The 13,416-nt window shown below is 60.0% G+C and carries 13 protein-coding genes; 2 read left to right on the forward strand and 11 right to left on the reverse strand.

All coding sequences use genetic code 11. The annotated features are described in order from the left end of the window. Positions 1–119: 119 nt before the first annotated feature. The 3 genes from ACVZUB_RS05735 to ACVZUB_RS05745 form a co-directional block, all read right to left on the reverse strand. Positions 120–734, reverse strand: coding sequence for a hypothetical protein (locus ACVZUB_RS05735; RefSeq protein ID WP_003945583.1), 615 nt, complete (start codon positions 732–734; stop codon positions 120–122). A 49-nt stretch (positions 735–783) separates the two neighbouring features. Then, positions 784–1,572, reverse strand: coding sequence for a hypothetical protein (locus ACVZUB_RS05740; RefSeq protein ID WP_482628220.1), 789 nt, complete (start codon positions 1,570–1,572; stop codon positions 784–786). Between the two features lie 70 nt (positions 1,573–1,642). Further along, on the reverse strand, positions 1,643–2,515 hold the full coding sequence (locus ACVZUB_RS05745) for a hypothetical protein (RefSeq protein ID WP_007734676.1): 873 nt from the start codon (positions 2,513–2,515) through the stop codon (positions 1,643–1,645). 368 nt (positions 2,516–2,883) lie between these two features. Between ACVZUB_RS05745 and ACVZUB_RS05750 the strand changes: the two genes are divergently transcribed. Beyond that, positions 2,884–4,260 (forward strand): wax ester/triacylglycerol synthase family O-acyltransferase, encoded by a 1,377-nt coding sequence (locus ACVZUB_RS05750; protein WP_475845996.1) that lies wholly within the window; start codon positions 2,884–2,886, stop codon positions 4,258–4,260. Positions 4,261–4,275: 15 nt separating this feature from the next. Here the strand turns inward: ACVZUB_RS05750 and ACVZUB_RS05755 are convergent, their stop codons facing one another. The 6 genes from ACVZUB_RS05755 to ACVZUB_RS05780 form a co-directional block, all read right to left on the reverse strand. Next, positions 4,276–5,487, reverse strand: coding sequence for a serine hydrolase domain-containing protein (locus ACVZUB_RS05755; RefSeq protein ID WP_063314923.1), 1,212 nt, complete (start codon positions 5,485–5,487; stop codon positions 4,276–4,278). Between the two features lie 74 nt (positions 5,488–5,561). After that, entirely contained in the window at positions 5,562–6,887 is a 1,326-nt protein-coding gene (locus tag ACVZUB_RS05760) for an MFS transporter (protein WP_475845988.1), read from the reverse strand. Positions 6,888–7,019: 132 nt separating this feature from the next. Continuing rightward, on the reverse strand, positions 7,020–7,334 hold the full coding sequence (locus ACVZUB_RS05765; RefSeq protein WP_007734680.1) for a DUF202 domain-containing protein: 315 nt from the start codon (positions 7,332–7,334) through the stop codon (positions 7,020–7,022). Continuing rightward, on the reverse strand, positions 7,331–7,702 hold the full coding sequence (locus tag ACVZUB_RS05770) for a YidH family protein (RefSeq protein WP_081557457.1): 372 nt from the start codon (positions 7,700–7,702) through the stop codon (positions 7,331–7,333). The genes ACVZUB_RS05765 and ACVZUB_RS05770 overlap by 4 nt, the downstream gene beginning before the upstream one ends. A gap of 59 nt (positions 7,703–7,761) precedes the next feature. Further along, positions 7,762–8,946 (reverse strand): acyl-CoA dehydrogenase family protein, encoded by a 1,185-nt coding sequence (locus ACVZUB_RS05775; RefSeq protein ID WP_063314921.1) that lies wholly within the window; start codon positions 8,944–8,946, stop codon positions 7,762–7,764. Between the two features lie 12 nt (positions 8,947–8,958). After that, positions 8,959–10,515, reverse strand: a complete 1,557-nt coding sequence (locus ACVZUB_RS05780; protein WP_063315142.1) for an acyl-CoA synthetase — start codon at positions 10,513–10,515, stop codon at positions 8,959–8,961. A gap of 115 nt (positions 10,516–10,630) precedes the next feature. Between ACVZUB_RS05780 and ACVZUB_RS05785 the strand changes: the two genes are divergently transcribed. After that, positions 10,631–11,239, forward strand: coding sequence for a TetR/AcrR family transcriptional regulator (locus ACVZUB_RS05785; RefSeq protein WP_007734687.1), 609 nt, complete (start codon positions 10,631–10,633; stop codon positions 11,237–11,239). Here ACVZUB_RS05785 and ACVZUB_RS05790 read toward each other — a convergent pair. Together ACVZUB_RS05790 and ACVZUB_RS05795 are read right to left on the reverse strand one after the other, a co-directional pair. Then, positions 11,197–12,399 carry a CaiB/BaiF CoA transferase family protein gene (locus tag ACVZUB_RS05790; RefSeq protein WP_217018458.1) on the reverse strand — a complete coding sequence of 401 codons (1,203 nt, stop codon included), beginning with the start codon at positions 12,397–12,399 and terminating at the stop codon, positions 11,197–11,199. The genes ACVZUB_RS05785 and ACVZUB_RS05790 overlap by 43 nt on opposite strands. 138 nt (positions 12,400–12,537) lie before the next feature. Then, positions 12,538–13,398, reverse strand: coding sequence for a hypothetical protein (locus ACVZUB_RS05795; protein ID WP_063314919.1), 861 nt, complete (start codon positions 13,396–13,398; stop codon positions 12,538–12,540). Positions 13,399–13,416: the final 18 nt, after the last annotated feature.

Raw genomic sequence — 13,416 nt, forward strand, 5'->3', positions numbered from 1 at the left:
GGTCCGCTTCGTGGCGAAACCGAAGGCGATCGTGTGCGGACCCGGTCCACAGGACGTTCGTTGGGGGAGCGACGGAAGCGTCGATCCCCCAACGAGCCCTATTGTCTAGCTGTCGATCGTCACGGTGTCACGTTGATCGGTGTGGCCGATGCGAACTGCAGTGTGCCCGACATTGTTGCCGTCCCAGTGGCTGCGGCGGGGCAGACGGGTCCGGTGCCGGTGCGTGTGTAGTTCACGGTGCCGGTGTTGCTTGCCACGACGCGCTGGTTGGGAATATCGAATGGCAGCGGTCCGACAGTGCTGGCCCCGACGGTGACTGTGCATGTTGATCCGGGCATCGTGACGACTGCGCCTCCTGCAGGAATGACCAGGGATCCCTGAGCCGATCCGGTGTCTGCCGATACGTTCAATAGCCAGGAGCCGGAGGTCGTGACCACAGCGGGTAGGCCGTTAGCCTTGCACCCGGTCAGGCTGGGGGTGCCGATATTGACGTTGACTCCGCCGGTGCCGGTGTTGGAATTACCCGGCGCGGATGGGATGGTCCCGGAGCCCGTCGTACTGGAGCAGGTAAGTGTGATCGTTCCTGTCTTGATACTGAGATTGCTGCTCGAAGCAGTCACGGCTTGACCCGCTGGAGTGACGACGGTCGAAGCCAGAGCGGTGCCGGCTGCGACCGCAATCGCGGCTGCGGCGGCAGCTGTGACGATGGTGGTGCGGCGAACTGCATGGGACATCGATATCTCCTTGTTGTCGGTGATACTTCGTGAGTCGCCGGTGCTTGCTCTACTGCGTCCGCAGGCTGTCGGCGCCGATGTTGAACACATCGCTTGTGGTGGTCAACGAGTTGTGACCACTCGAAGACGGAACGTTGGCGCGAAGATTGACTGCCCAATTCAATGCGCCGAACAGTCCACATCCAGATGCGCCCGGTACCGCGAACGTCTGGTCGGCGTGCGTCACGTTTCTGACGGCGGCGGTATCCGGAAATCCTGGAACTTCCTCCAGGACACCATTTTCGGACACTCCGAGTTTGAACATGATCGGGTTGCTCGCAGAACCCAGATAGCAGTTGCCGCCCAGCAAGGGGTTGGAGATCTTCAATCTTGCCGGAAGTGTGACACCGAGTTGGAATGCGTCGACTGTTGGCAACGCGACCGGTTCGACTGTTGCCTTGATGGTGGTCAAGCCGCCGGGGAACGGTATACCGAGCCCGAAGATTCCTCCTGGTACCTCGATGGGGGTGGAATAGACGCCTTTGGTGCCGTCAGTGGGAGGAATGAAGATCTGGTCGAACCCGAATTCAGCGTCGGGGTTCTCGCGATAGGCGACACCGCCGGCGATATTCAACGAGCCGGAAGGAATCGGTACTTTGAGCCCGTTGATGTTCATTTCGCCGCCTCTGACGACGACATCGACACAGGTGCTTGTCTCCGGATTGGCTATCGGGCATTTTCCCCAGCCCCCGAACGGCGCATTGGGCAGCGGGGCCGCCGTCGCGGTTGACACCGCCCCGAGAGTGAGGACTCCCGCTGCGACGACGGCGAGCGCGGCTCTGAATCGTATTGTGCGCATGGACAAGTGAACTCCGTTTCGAGGTGGCAATCTGTCGTCGATGACGGTTCTGTGGCAGTGGGTTGGATTGCTAGTTGGCGCTACGCTCGGCAACGACGGCAGCGGGTTCGGGTGAGCCGGCCGGCTGGGGCCTGAGGCTGTCGGCACCGATGTTGTAGACGTCACTCGTCGTGGCGAGGGAGTTGGACGTGGTGGACGAGGGAAGCCCGGCGCGCCAGTTGACGATTGGATTCAGAACGCCGAACGGGCCACATCCGGAAGCTGTCGGGACCGCGAAGGGCTGTCCGGTGTGCCCGGTGTTTCGAACGACGGCAGTATCCGGGAAACCTGGAACCTCTTCGAGGACACCGTATTCGGTCACATCCAAGTTGAGTTGGACGGGGTTGTTGTCCGAGCCCAGGTAGCATTTGCCGCCGAGGAGAGGGTTCGCGATCTTCAATTTGACGGGTAGCTTCACACCAAGCTGAAATGCATCCACGGTGGGGAGTGCAGACGTCGACTCTACGGTGGCCGAAGCCTTGTTCAGTCCGAAGAGATTGTTGAATGGCAGGTCGATTCCGAGTGCGCCCCCGGGGATGTCGATGGGTTTGGCGTAGATCCCCCGACTGTTGTCGTTCGGCGGGATGAATACTTGGTCGAATCCGAATTCAGCCTCTGGATTCTCCCGGTATGCAACTCCGCCCGCGATGCGCATCGCCCCGGCGGGAATGCTGACGGAAAGCTTGCCGATCTTCATGTTTCCGCCGGTGACCGTGACGTCCATACAGGTGCTGGTCTCGGGATTGTCGATCGGACATGAATCCCAACCGCCGAAGGGGATCTCCGCTGCCGGGGCGGCTCCTGCAATGCTTGCTGACAAGCTTCCCACCGCAGCGGCGGTGGCGAACACAGTTGCGGTGGCGAGTGCGCCGAAAAGCCCACGCGACGTCGAACGTCGGGACATGTATTTCTCCTTTGGGTACAACCGACCAGTCGGGATTGTGATGATGAGTGACGGTAGTCACGTGTGACTTGGATGTACAGACAATTTGAAACAATTCCGACAAAAGTATTACTGCGATCGCCTCCGCTACTACTTGTGGCTGTGAGGATTGAAATTTGTTGCAGTGCTCTGTGTCTCGTCATTCACCCGCGAATCGCTGTGAGGTGCTTCGACCCGAAAGGCGTTCGTCGACGGGAATATCGGACTCCTGTCGAAATCGAGGTGGCAATGTTTTGTCGGAGTCGCCAATGAGGGAAGTCAGGGCGAGTAACTTTGTCGAACAGCGGCTGATCGGTACTCCGGGCAGCCGCCCGAGAGAACGGATCGCCATGACGCTGATGCTGCCGCTCGACTCGATGTTCCTTCTGATGGAGTCACGGGAGCATCCCATGCACGTCGGTGGCCTGTCGCTTTTCGTTCCGCCGGAAGGGGACGACGGCGAATTCGCAAGATCGCTCTACCGTTCGCTCACCGACGTCGACTCGATTCGCCCACTCTTTCGCCGCAAGCCGGTGCAGTTCTTGTCGAACTTCGCGCCGGTGCGTTGGACGGAGGATGCAGACGTCGATCTCGAATATCACGTCCGGTTGCTCGCGCTGCCCAAGCCGGGGCGAGTCCGCGAGTTGCTCGAGCTGACCTCCATGCTCCACGGCACGCTGCTCGATCGGCATCGGCCGCTGTGGGAGGCGTACGTGATCGAAGGTCTCGCCGACGGCCGAGTTGCCGTGTACATGAAGACGCACCACGCGCTCATGGATGGTGTGTCTGCTGTTCAGGCGTGGTACCGCAGCCTCTCGTCGGACCCGCTCGATCGAGAATCGATGCCTCCGTGGGCGCAGCGACCTTCTTCGGGGCGGGTTCGTGCCGGTCGCGGGCTGGACCTGCAGAGGCGGGTGGGCTCCGTGATCGAGACCGTGCAAGATGTGGTCGGGGTCGGCCCTGCGATAGTGAACGCCGCTGCCTCGGCAGTGAAGGACCACGTCGCACCGTTGCCGTTTGCTGCCCCGAAATCTATCTTCAACGTCCCGATCACCGGAGCGAGGCGTGTCGCCGCGCAGTCGTGGCCGATCGAGCGCCTGCGCAAGGTCAGCTGCGTTGCAGACGTGACGCTCAACGATGCGGTGTTGGCAATGTGCGCGGGTGCGCTACGGCGATACCTGATCGAACTGGACGAGTTGCCGGACAAACCGTTGATCGCGATGGTGCCGGTATCCCTTCGCAAAGGCGAAGAGGGTGAGGCTTCCGGCAATGCCGTAGGTGCGGTGTTGTGTGATCTGGCAACCGAATTGGCAGATCCGGCGGCCCGACTTCAGAGAGTTCACGACTCGATGAGTAGCGCCAAGTCTCTGATGTCGGGCCTGACGCCCCTGCAGATCACGGCGCTCAGTGCATTGAACGTCGCGGGTCTCGGGCTGCCGCTGATCCCTGGTTCATCCCGACTGATCACTGGGCGTCCAGTCTTCAATCTGGTGATCTCCAACGTCCCCGGCCCGACAACGACGCGCTATTGGAATGGCGCGAAGCTCGAGAGCTGTTACCCGGCATCGATTCCGTTGGACGGGCAGGCGATGAACATCACCGTCATCGGCTACGCGGACACCATGCAGTTCGGGCTCGTCGGCTGCCGCCGCAATGTTCCGCACTTGCAGCGGCTCCTCGGCCATCTCGAGGAATCCTTGAGTGAGCTCGAAGCCGCCGCAGGTTGAATGCGTGAGGAAACCTCAGCTGACGGGGACCGCTCCGCGAGCGTTCGATACCAAGTGAGTGCCGATCTGAAGGAACGCGGGTACGAAGTTCGGGGTGTCGATTGCAGGCGAAAGGATGTGGGCTCCGAAATGCGCGACCACAAACTCCAGGTCGCGTGAGATCAAGAGCCTCTGGCCATGGATTCCGCTTGCCATGAACGATCCGAACGGATCATTGAGGATCCACCAGTAGTCGTGGTAGCTCATCGTCGCGGGGGAATCGACAGGGGCACGCGGGCTTCTGACCTCCGAAGGATAGCCTGCGGGCACTCCCGCGGTCATCGATCGCGCGATGTGCGGTGGGATCACCTGACGATCCTCGACGGCACCGTCACAACGAATCATCTCACCCAATCTGGCCACGTCTCGAAGGGTCGCACTGAATCCGCCCGCCGCCATTTCCGTTCCAGCGGAGTCGACTATGTAGAACGCATCTTCTTCGGCTCCGATTCTTGACCAGACCAGCTCACTGAGTAGTTCGGCGAGTGAAGTTCCGGTCACGCGGCGCAGTATTTCTCCGACAGTCTCGACATTGCCGTTCTCGTAGCGGAATTCGACGCCGGTCGGGCCCGCAGTACGTGCCGTGGCGAGGTGCTCGAGAATGGTCTCCGGGCCGCGGTAATTCATGGGGCGCAGCTTCGGGGCGACTACGGCCCAGAAACGGCTGGCTTCGATGGTGCGATGGAACGGCCGACCGCCGTACGTTACATCAGTGCCCATGTGAAGAAGGTCCTGAATCCGATTGTCTCCGAACGCAGTTCCCGCCAACTCGGGAATGAATTTCGACGCCCGATCGTCGCGGTCGAACAATCCTTGTGCTTCGACCAGTGCAGCCATCAAACCGACGTAGGATTTCGCCATCGATGCATTGAGGTGCGGTTCGTGCGGTTTGCAACCGTGCAAGTAACTCTCGTACACGATGCGTCCCCGATGTAGCACTGCGATACCGTCACTGTGCGCACCCGCGAGGAACTCGGACACCGTCTGCTTCGGCTGATCCGGGAGGTTCAACGTGACACCGGACAGATCCGTGTAGTCGGTCGGGAGGGTCCATTTGGGTCCGTCGCCGCGCCACACACGGCGAGTCGCAACCATCTCTCGTATGGTTGTGGCTTGTTGGCGCACGTCGGCCGGGTCGGTGAATCCGCGCGCCCAGGGGATGTCATCCGTTGCGATGTTTTGTGCCATCTGAGGTCTACTTCCGTCTTGATTGCCGAGTTGGAGTGTTGATTGCCGCGTTCGTAGTTGATGAACTGAATTGCCTAGTGCCGAAGCGCATTCTGTTCATGTAGGGGGTTGGCGGATGGCCCGGAGAGTAGGGCCGCACTGTCGCGGGCGTAGGGGCGATACAGTGCGCCTGAAGCGACCCCGTTGACGGTGGTCAGCACTACGGTGACGATGAAGAGCGCGCCTTGCAATCCGATTCTGTCGCCGAGGGTTCCGACCAAGACAGCGTATCCGGCGTAGGCCAGCGCTTCGACTGTCGAGACGGAGACGGCAAAGGCCAGGGCTCGCAGTTCCGGACGAACTACGGCCATGATAATCGGCCGATTGACCACTGGGACCTGACCTTGAAGGACGCCGACGATCCCGAACAAGACCGCGTAGACGCCGATGCTGTTCCAGGAAATCTGCGTAGCGATCAGTGCTGCGGCCGCGAATCCGAGTTGGCTGGCCTGAAGCATGATGATGCGGCCGTTTCGGGGTCGTTTGACGTGTACGGCGTCGTTGACTCGTCCGCCGACGAACGTGCCGAGCAGGTACCCGATTGCGAAGGGCGGTGCGATGATCGAAGCAGTTGCGGTCGTGAATCCGTGCTCCTCGACGAGAAATACGATGCTGAAGCTCATGATGACGTTCTGGCCCGAGAATGCGCGTTGTACGAGTAAGTATCGGAATGTCTTGATAGCGAGTAGCTCTCGTATCCCTTCGCGCCAGAATCTTGCTTTGGAGCCGAAATCGTCGGTGGTCGTCTGTGCGGGCGCATCGGCGGATTCAGGATCGTCGAGGAAAAGCATGATAAGCACACCGATGGCGATGCAGATTGCACCGGTGATGATGTATCCGTAGCGCCATCCATCTTCGAAGCGAGACAAAAGCCCGAATATCGGGGCGGTCGCGCCGGTGATGACGGCGACGCCGCCGTATACCAATCCCGTTGCGCGGCCCCTCCGGGCGTCCTCGTACAGATCTCCGAGGATGGACAATGCAATCGAGCCGGCGCCGGCGAAACCTGCGGCGCCGATCGCATAGACGACGAGAAACTGAGTGAAACTGCCGGACAATCCGGCCAGGATTACCCAGACACCCCAGAACCCTGAACAGATGGCAAGTACCGACTTACGAGAATATCGTCGGGCAAGGAACGCCCAGGGGATTGCCGTGAAGACCCCGACGGCCTTGGCCACTGCAACGATCGTGCCGAGCGCCGCCGATGACAATCCCATGGCCTCGCGCATGAGAGGGAAGAGCACGGACGTCACGCTGCTTTCGGCGTTGTCCATTGCCGTGGAGCCGGTCAGGAGTGCGAGGTTCTTACCTCGCCGACTGCGTGGAAACTGAGTAGGTGCCGCAAGTTCTGTGGTCATTGTTCCCTCTCGAAAAATGCCGATGATTGCTTGGGCGCGGTGGGCAGCGCTCGGCGGTCGACTGTGCACTGAGTCACAGTGAGCATTAATGGAGACAATATACATAAATAGACATACTGTCTATCTCTTTGTTCAAAGTTGGATGACAGTGCAGGTGCCGAGTCCCGCAACCGTGACGCCTACGGCCAAAGTCGCCATGACAATGAACGGTATTTCTCGAGAATCCTTGTCGTCCAGACTGAGTCGACGATGACGGATTGTCGTGCCCACGATGACTCCGGCAGTCGTAATGATGAGCGTGGCGAACACTGCGATTCGTAGAACGGACGGATGTAAAGCGATTTCGCGACCGGTGATCACTGACACAGTCACAGAGGAGAGGGCAGTTCGTCGCCAGGCGAGCACGGTTCGCTCGGGTTGCAGTCCGGGCGGCTCGTTTTTCGTCACAACACGGTCATCCCTACGCCGAGACCCGCAACGACACACACCCCACCGACGAGAAGCGCGATCATCGGTGACGTGGGTAAGGGAAGATCACGCCTCATCGCGGTTTGGACGGCCTTCCAGTGTCTGAGCGCGCCGAGCGCTACAGCCGACGCCACGACGGTGCACACGACTCCGAGCATTTTGTACATATTGTTGTCGTTTTCGGATACGTAGAACTGACCGACTGCGACGCCGCCTGCCAACAACCCCAACGCAGTTCGTATCCAAGCCAGAAATGTTCGTTCGTTCGCAAGACTGAATCTGTAGTCCGGTTCGTGATCGATCACGGTGATTGCCTCCGAAATGTCGAGTGCCCGCCAGGCCGTCACGTCGAGCGTATGACGACCTGGCGGGCGCGAAATTGGATACGACTGTCCTTGAATGATCTTCAGGTGGTGAGTAATTGACGCGCGATTCCGTTCTTCTGAATCTCGGAGGAGCCGGTCAGGATTCGGAACATCCTCAACCGCTGGAACAGTGATTCGACCTCCGAACCACGGATGACCCCGGCTTTTCCGTGAATCTGAACTGCGTGGTCGGCGATGGTGAAGGCCTTCTCGGCAACGAACAGCTTGCACATAAATGCTTCGGTACGCGGACTCCCACCGGCATCGAGTGTGGCGAGTGCGTCGTAGGTCATCGAGCGCGCAGCGTAGTAGTCGGTCGCCATGTCGGCGAGTTTGTGTTGGATGGACTGCAACATCGCAAGAGGAGCGCCCTGCACCTGGCGAGTCTTGCTGTACTCCAACGACAATTCCAGTGCTCGGCGGGCTCCGCCGAGGACGGTGGGGCAGTGCAACAACCGGTTGACTGTGACTCGACCGAGTCCGATTCTCAAGCCTTCGCCCACATTTCCGAGAAGCTGTTCCGGCCCCACGTAGCAGCCGTCGAGGATGATGTCCGCTTCGATGTGCTGACCGGACATCGGGACGTCACCGTCCGCCACTGTGCAGCCAGGAGAATCCAAGTCGACCAGGAAGGCCGAGTACGAATCCGGTCCGTCGCCGTCGGATGCCATCTTTGCGATCAGGACCGAAAAGTCGGCGAAGGGGCCCGCGGACGAGAACACCTTGTGGCCGTTCAGGCGCCATCCGGCACCGTCCGGGGTAGCTGTGGTGAGCATGCCGCGAACATCGGAACCTGCGTCGTTCTCGGTGAGAGAAAAGCAGCACGCCTTCTCTCCTCGCAGCACCGGAATCAAGTACTTTTCCAACTGGTGCTCGGTGGCGTATTGAAAGATCGATCCCGCGCGGAGTGGGCCACCCATGTCTCCGAGCACGGACGTCGCGAGGACCCGCGGCGATGCACCGACCTCTTCTTTGAGTGCGGCGAGTTCGGTATAGGTGAGGTTCTGGCCGCCGAGTTCAGTGGGGAGGTGTATTCCGTAGAAGCCGAGTTCGCGGCTGCGTCTCCATACTGGCTCGAGTGTCTCACGGATGTAGTGGGATTCTTGAGTGAGACCCAATTCGGCTTCGTACTCGGCTAGTTCGCCGTCGAGATAGTCGCGTAGACGCTCGACGAGCGATTGAAGTCTTGGATTGTCTTCGTAGGTAGGGGTGAGAGCGAATGACATGTCTATTTCCTGTCAGTTGACGTGACGGTCAGCGGTGGTCCAGTAGGTCGCGCGAATCGCGCGGCGATCGATCTTGCCGTTTCGGTTGACAGGCAACGAATCTGCGAAGTCGACCGAACGTGGCTTCTTCATGCTTGCCAGACGCGTCGAGCAGTGCGCGATCAATTCCATTGCGGTGGTGTCAGTTCCATCTCTGGTCACGACAACAGCCTTGACTGCTTCGCCCCACTTCGGATCGGGAACTCCCACTACGCAGACTTCGGAAACGGCGGGATGTTCGTACAAAGCGGCCTCCACCTCGCTGCAGTAGATGTTGAATCCGCCCGAGATGATCATGTCCTTCTTGCGGTCGACGATGAACAGGTAGCCGTCTTCGCGGAAATAGCCGACATCGCCCGTGTGGACCCAGCCGTTCCTGAACGTCTCAGCCGACAGCTCGGGTTCGTGGAAGTATTCGCGGACACAGTCCGGACCACTGGCTACGATCTCGCCGATCGTGCCGGCCGGGACCTGTACGCCGTTGTCGTCGACCACGCGAACATCGGTGTCGTATGCCGGCCGGCCGCACGAGAGAAGAAGCTCAGGGTCGGATTCGATACCGCGCACCACGTCTTCAGCGGTCAAGACAGTGACGACGCTGGTCGTTTCGCCGAGCCCGTATCCCTGAATGACGATGGGACCGAACACCTTTACCGCGTCGCGCAACCGTTGTGGAGAAACCGGCGCTGCGCCTACGCCGATGCAGCGCAGAGAGCTCAGGTCGACTTCGGTAACCGACGGATGGTCCATCAGCAAGTTGAGCATCGTCGGGACCACCATGGTGGTGGTGATCCGCTCACGTTCGATGGTCTGCAGGAACGTCCTCGTGTCCCATGCCGGCAGGATCACCACTGCGGCGCCCCTGGCGAACATTCCGAGCATCACCATGCCGGAAGCGTGTGTGATCGGGCCGGGGGCGAGGTAGCGATCACCAACAGTCGGCGCGCCTTCGGGGCTCATCAGTCGCTTGCGCATGTTCGCCAAGCGGTTGCCGTGACTCTGGACCGCAGCCTTGAGCTTGCCGGTGGACCCGGATGTGTAGTTGAGGACAGCCGGGGCGTCAATGTCGACGTCCACCTCGACGTTGTCTTCGCTGCCCCTTGTCGTCAGTTCGTGATAACTGTCCGCGCCGGGAGTCGAAGTGCTGTAGTCGATCACCCTGCAGTTCAGCCCTGCGTCGGCGACGACCTTCAGCGCCATCTCGGCATGGGCGGGGTCGACGAAGAGGACACGCACATCGGCGTCGGCGAGGATATGCCCGAGTTCGTCGGCGCCCAGTCGTGCGTTGATCGGCACCCTGACGAATCCTCCCTTGTACAAGGCCATTTCGGTCACTACGAGTTCCCCGCAGTTTCCGGCAAAGGTTCCGATCATGTGTCCGGGCCGTGTCCCGGTCACTGCGAGAGCGGACGCGAGACGGTTTGCGGCCGTATCGAGCTCGCTGTAGGTCCACCGGCCTTCGCCGCAGACAAGGGCTTCGAGATCGGGGTAGTAGCTGGCGCTTCGGGCGAGATAAGTACCGAGGTTCATGGACATCTCCAGAGAAAATCGACATCACGAATGTTAATGGACAGTCTGTCTATATTCGATCGTCCTGTCAATGTTGAACTATGCTTCGTACAACAGTGCGAAGGAAGGGAACCCAATGCCTCCAGAAGACAGACGTGTCCGGCGTACCCGACGATTGCTGCGGGATGCCTTGGTCTCGCTCGTTCTGGAACGGGGATATGCCGGGATCACCGTCGAAGACATCACGGACCGTGCAGATTTGGGTCGGGCGACGTTCTACAGTCACTACACCGACAAAGACGATTTGCTCGGTCAAGTCGTGTCCGATCTGGCCGATGACCTGCAAGAGCGGCTCGGTCCACTCATTCCCGCCTCTTCGATCGGATTCACCGGCAAGCCTGTGCTCGAGATGTTCAGGCATGCCGCTGAGGAACGTGACGTCTACCGTGTGATCCTGCGTGGTGAGGGGGATGGCAAGGCGCTGCGAAAGTTCGTCGAAGACCGCAGCGTCGCCGCTGTGCGGATATTTTCCGCACGGGCAGAAGCGCTCGGGGTTACTCCGCGAATCGACATCGAAGTACTCTCGCGGGCATGGGTGGGTGAACAGATCGCGGTCATGCAGTGGTGGCTCGAGTCCGACCCGCCACCGCTGACGCCGGAAGAAGTCACCGAGATGCTGCTCGAACTTTCGTTGCGGGGACGTTACTGGTCTTCGGGTTTCGACGGCGAATTGAAATCCGAATAGCCGCTGTCACGTCTCGCCGTTGCCGCGGCGGCTTCGTCGAGAACCGACTCGGTGTGCTCGCCCACGTACGGAGTCGGAAGTCGAAAACTGTTCAGTCCCAAGCTGAATTGCGCCGGGAATCTCATCTGGGGCCAGCTTTCTCCGTTTTCGGTCGCGACCTCGCTGAACAGGTTTCGAGCGACGACATGGGGATCGCTCATCAGTTGTCCGGCGTCGGTGAACACCGGCGCCCACGGGGCATTGATCGCAGTCAACGATTTTTCCCACCACCCGTATGTGTGCGTACCGAAGGTGGTGACCAGGAGTTCCCGCAACTCTGCCTTGTGCTGTGTTCGGGTCCATCGATCGTCGTAGCGCAGTGTGTTCAGTGCCGGAAACTCAGCGCTGAATGCTGTTCGGAACTCGATCCAGAACTTGTCTTCGAAAGTGGCAAGTGAAAGCAAGCAACTGTCGGACGTCTCGAAAATGTCGTTGTCTCCCTGGACGGTCGGTGAATCGGTAGGGTTCTCGATATCGCGGATCATGAGCGCGAAAGGCGCGCACCAGGCGGTTGCAGCCTCGGCGAGGGAAATGTCTATGTGTTGTCCGCGTCCGTGCTTGTCCACGCTGGCGAGAGCAACCGAGATGGACAGTGCTGCGTACATCGAACCCACCAGATCACCGGCCCGGATACCAGGGCGGGTGACGACTCCGTCGGTGCACCCGGGAACTGCGAAAAAGCCGGAAAGGCCGAGGAAGTTCAATTCGTGCCCCGGCTTGTCGGCATAGGGTCCGGACTGCCCGTAACCGGTGATCGAACATAATACGATGCGTGGGTTGGCTTTTCGAAGTACGTCGTAGCCGAGTCCCATGCCTGCCAGTACCTGTGGCCGGAACCCCTCGACCACTGCATCTGCAGTCTCGACCAGTCGAAGGAACGTCTCGCGATCGGATTCGAGACGGAGATCGAGCGCGATCGATCGCTTGTTCCTGTTCAACGAAGCCATCCGTTCACCAGCTGCCCGCGTGGGATCAGGTCGCTTCGGGTTCTCGACCTTGACCACGTCGGCGCCCAGATCTGCGAGCAGCGTCGTCGCAAACGGGCCGGGCAGAAGGCGAGAGAGGTCGAGAACGCGCTTGCCGTGTAAGAAACTCCATTCCGACGTGTTGTCGCTGTCCATGTTCACACTCCGAAGACTGTCGAGGCAGTAGCCGATAACGCCAAACCCTCATCGGCACGGCATTGTTCGTAACTGCTGGATCCCAGGATGATCAACCTGATCGATAATTGGCAGACTATCGATTAATGAACAGGATGTCTACGAATTGATTGCGGCGAGGTTTTGTTCTGCTTTGTCGACGCGACGCTCAGCAACACGGAGTTCCTTCTCGGATTCTCGAACCGCAGCGTCACTGGTCTTCTCGGCGTTCCGTGCGAACTGCCGTTGCTGCTCAGCGTGCTCGAGTTCGGTGCGCAGTTCTTCAACGCGCCGTTCGACGTCGGAGAGCGTCGTTCTGGCTTCCTGGAGTTCGGCGGTCTCGGACTTCACCCGGCGGCGGATCTCGTCGGCCTGCGCCGTGGCTTCCTTCAATTCTGCTTTTGCTCTGGCTTGTTCGGCCTTCGGTTCCGGAGTTTTCGACTTCGGAGTCGTCGGCTCTTCAATCGCGGCGTGCTGCGGTGATTTCTCATTCACCACGGCGAGCCCGGCGGGTCCGAAACCGCTGTAACTCGCCGCGGTCACGACCCGTCCGAGTCGAACCTGCGCGGCAGTCTCCTCATCGGCCAGAGCGGCATTGAGGGTCTGCGCGACATCACGTAAAGCATCCTCGCCGACGCTTTTTCCCCGTGAAGCCGCGATCTCACCGGATTTGTGGGCGAGACTCCGCACCACCTGCTGCCTCTGTGTCGTCAGCCGTCGCAAGTCCGGGCCCGAGAGATGGCGTTGAGCGTCGCGTAGCGATTCGCCAAGCGCGAGAAGTGCATCCAGATCCTCTGGTGCATCGCGCGAGATGAGATTGACCAACCACCCCACGGTGGTCGGCTTCCGAAGTTTGCCGATTTCCGCGGCCAATGTGCGGTCGTTGTCCTCCCGGGCGGCCTTCACATGATGTGTACGTGCCTCGACGAACTCGCCGGGGTCGAGCCCGTACAGTTCGTTGGCGACATCATCGAGGGTCACGTATCCATATTGGCACTC

This window comes from Rhodococcus sp. OS5 (assembly GCF_056837585.1).

Bases quoted from the DNA above. Each gene is read 5' to 3' on its own strand.
- ACVZUB_RS05735 (WP_003945583.1), bottom strand. From the start codon at position 734: ATGTCCCATGCAGTTCGCCGCACCACCATCGTCACAGCTGCCGCCGCA.
- ACVZUB_RS05740 (WP_482628220.1), bottom strand. From the start codon at position 1,572: ATGCGCACAATACGATTCAGAGCCGCGCTCGCCGTCGTCGCAGCGGGA.
- ACVZUB_RS05745 (WP_007734676.1), bottom strand. From the start codon at position 2,515: ATGTCCCGACGTTCGACGTCGCGTGGGCTTTTCGGCGCACTCGCCACC.
- ACVZUB_RS05750 (WP_475845996.1), top strand. From the start codon at position 2,884: ATGACGCTGATGCTGCCGCTCGACTCGATGTTCCTTCTGATGGAGTCA.
- ACVZUB_RS05755 (WP_063314923.1), bottom strand. From the start codon at position 5,487: ATGGCACAAAACATCGCAACGGATGACATCCCCTGGGCGCGCGGATTC.
- ACVZUB_RS05760 (WP_475845988.1), bottom strand. From the start codon at position 6,887: ATGACCACAGAACTTGCGGCACCTACTCAGTTTCCACGCAGTCGGCGA.
- ACVZUB_RS05775 (WP_063314921.1), bottom strand. From the start codon at position 8,946: ATGTCATTCGCTCTCACCCCTACCTACGAAGACAATCCAAGACTTCAA.
- ACVZUB_RS05780 (WP_063315142.1), bottom strand. From the start codon at position 10,515: ATGAACCTCGGTACTTATCTCGCCCGAAGCGCCAGCTACTACCCCGAT.
- ACVZUB_RS05785 (WP_007734687.1), top strand. From the start codon at position 10,631: ATGCCTCCAGAAGACAGACGTGTCCGGCGTACCCGACGATTGCTGCGG.
- ACVZUB_RS05790 (WP_217018458.1), bottom strand. From the start codon at position 12,399: ATGGACAGCGACAACACGTCGGAATGGAGTTTCTTACACGGCAAGCGC.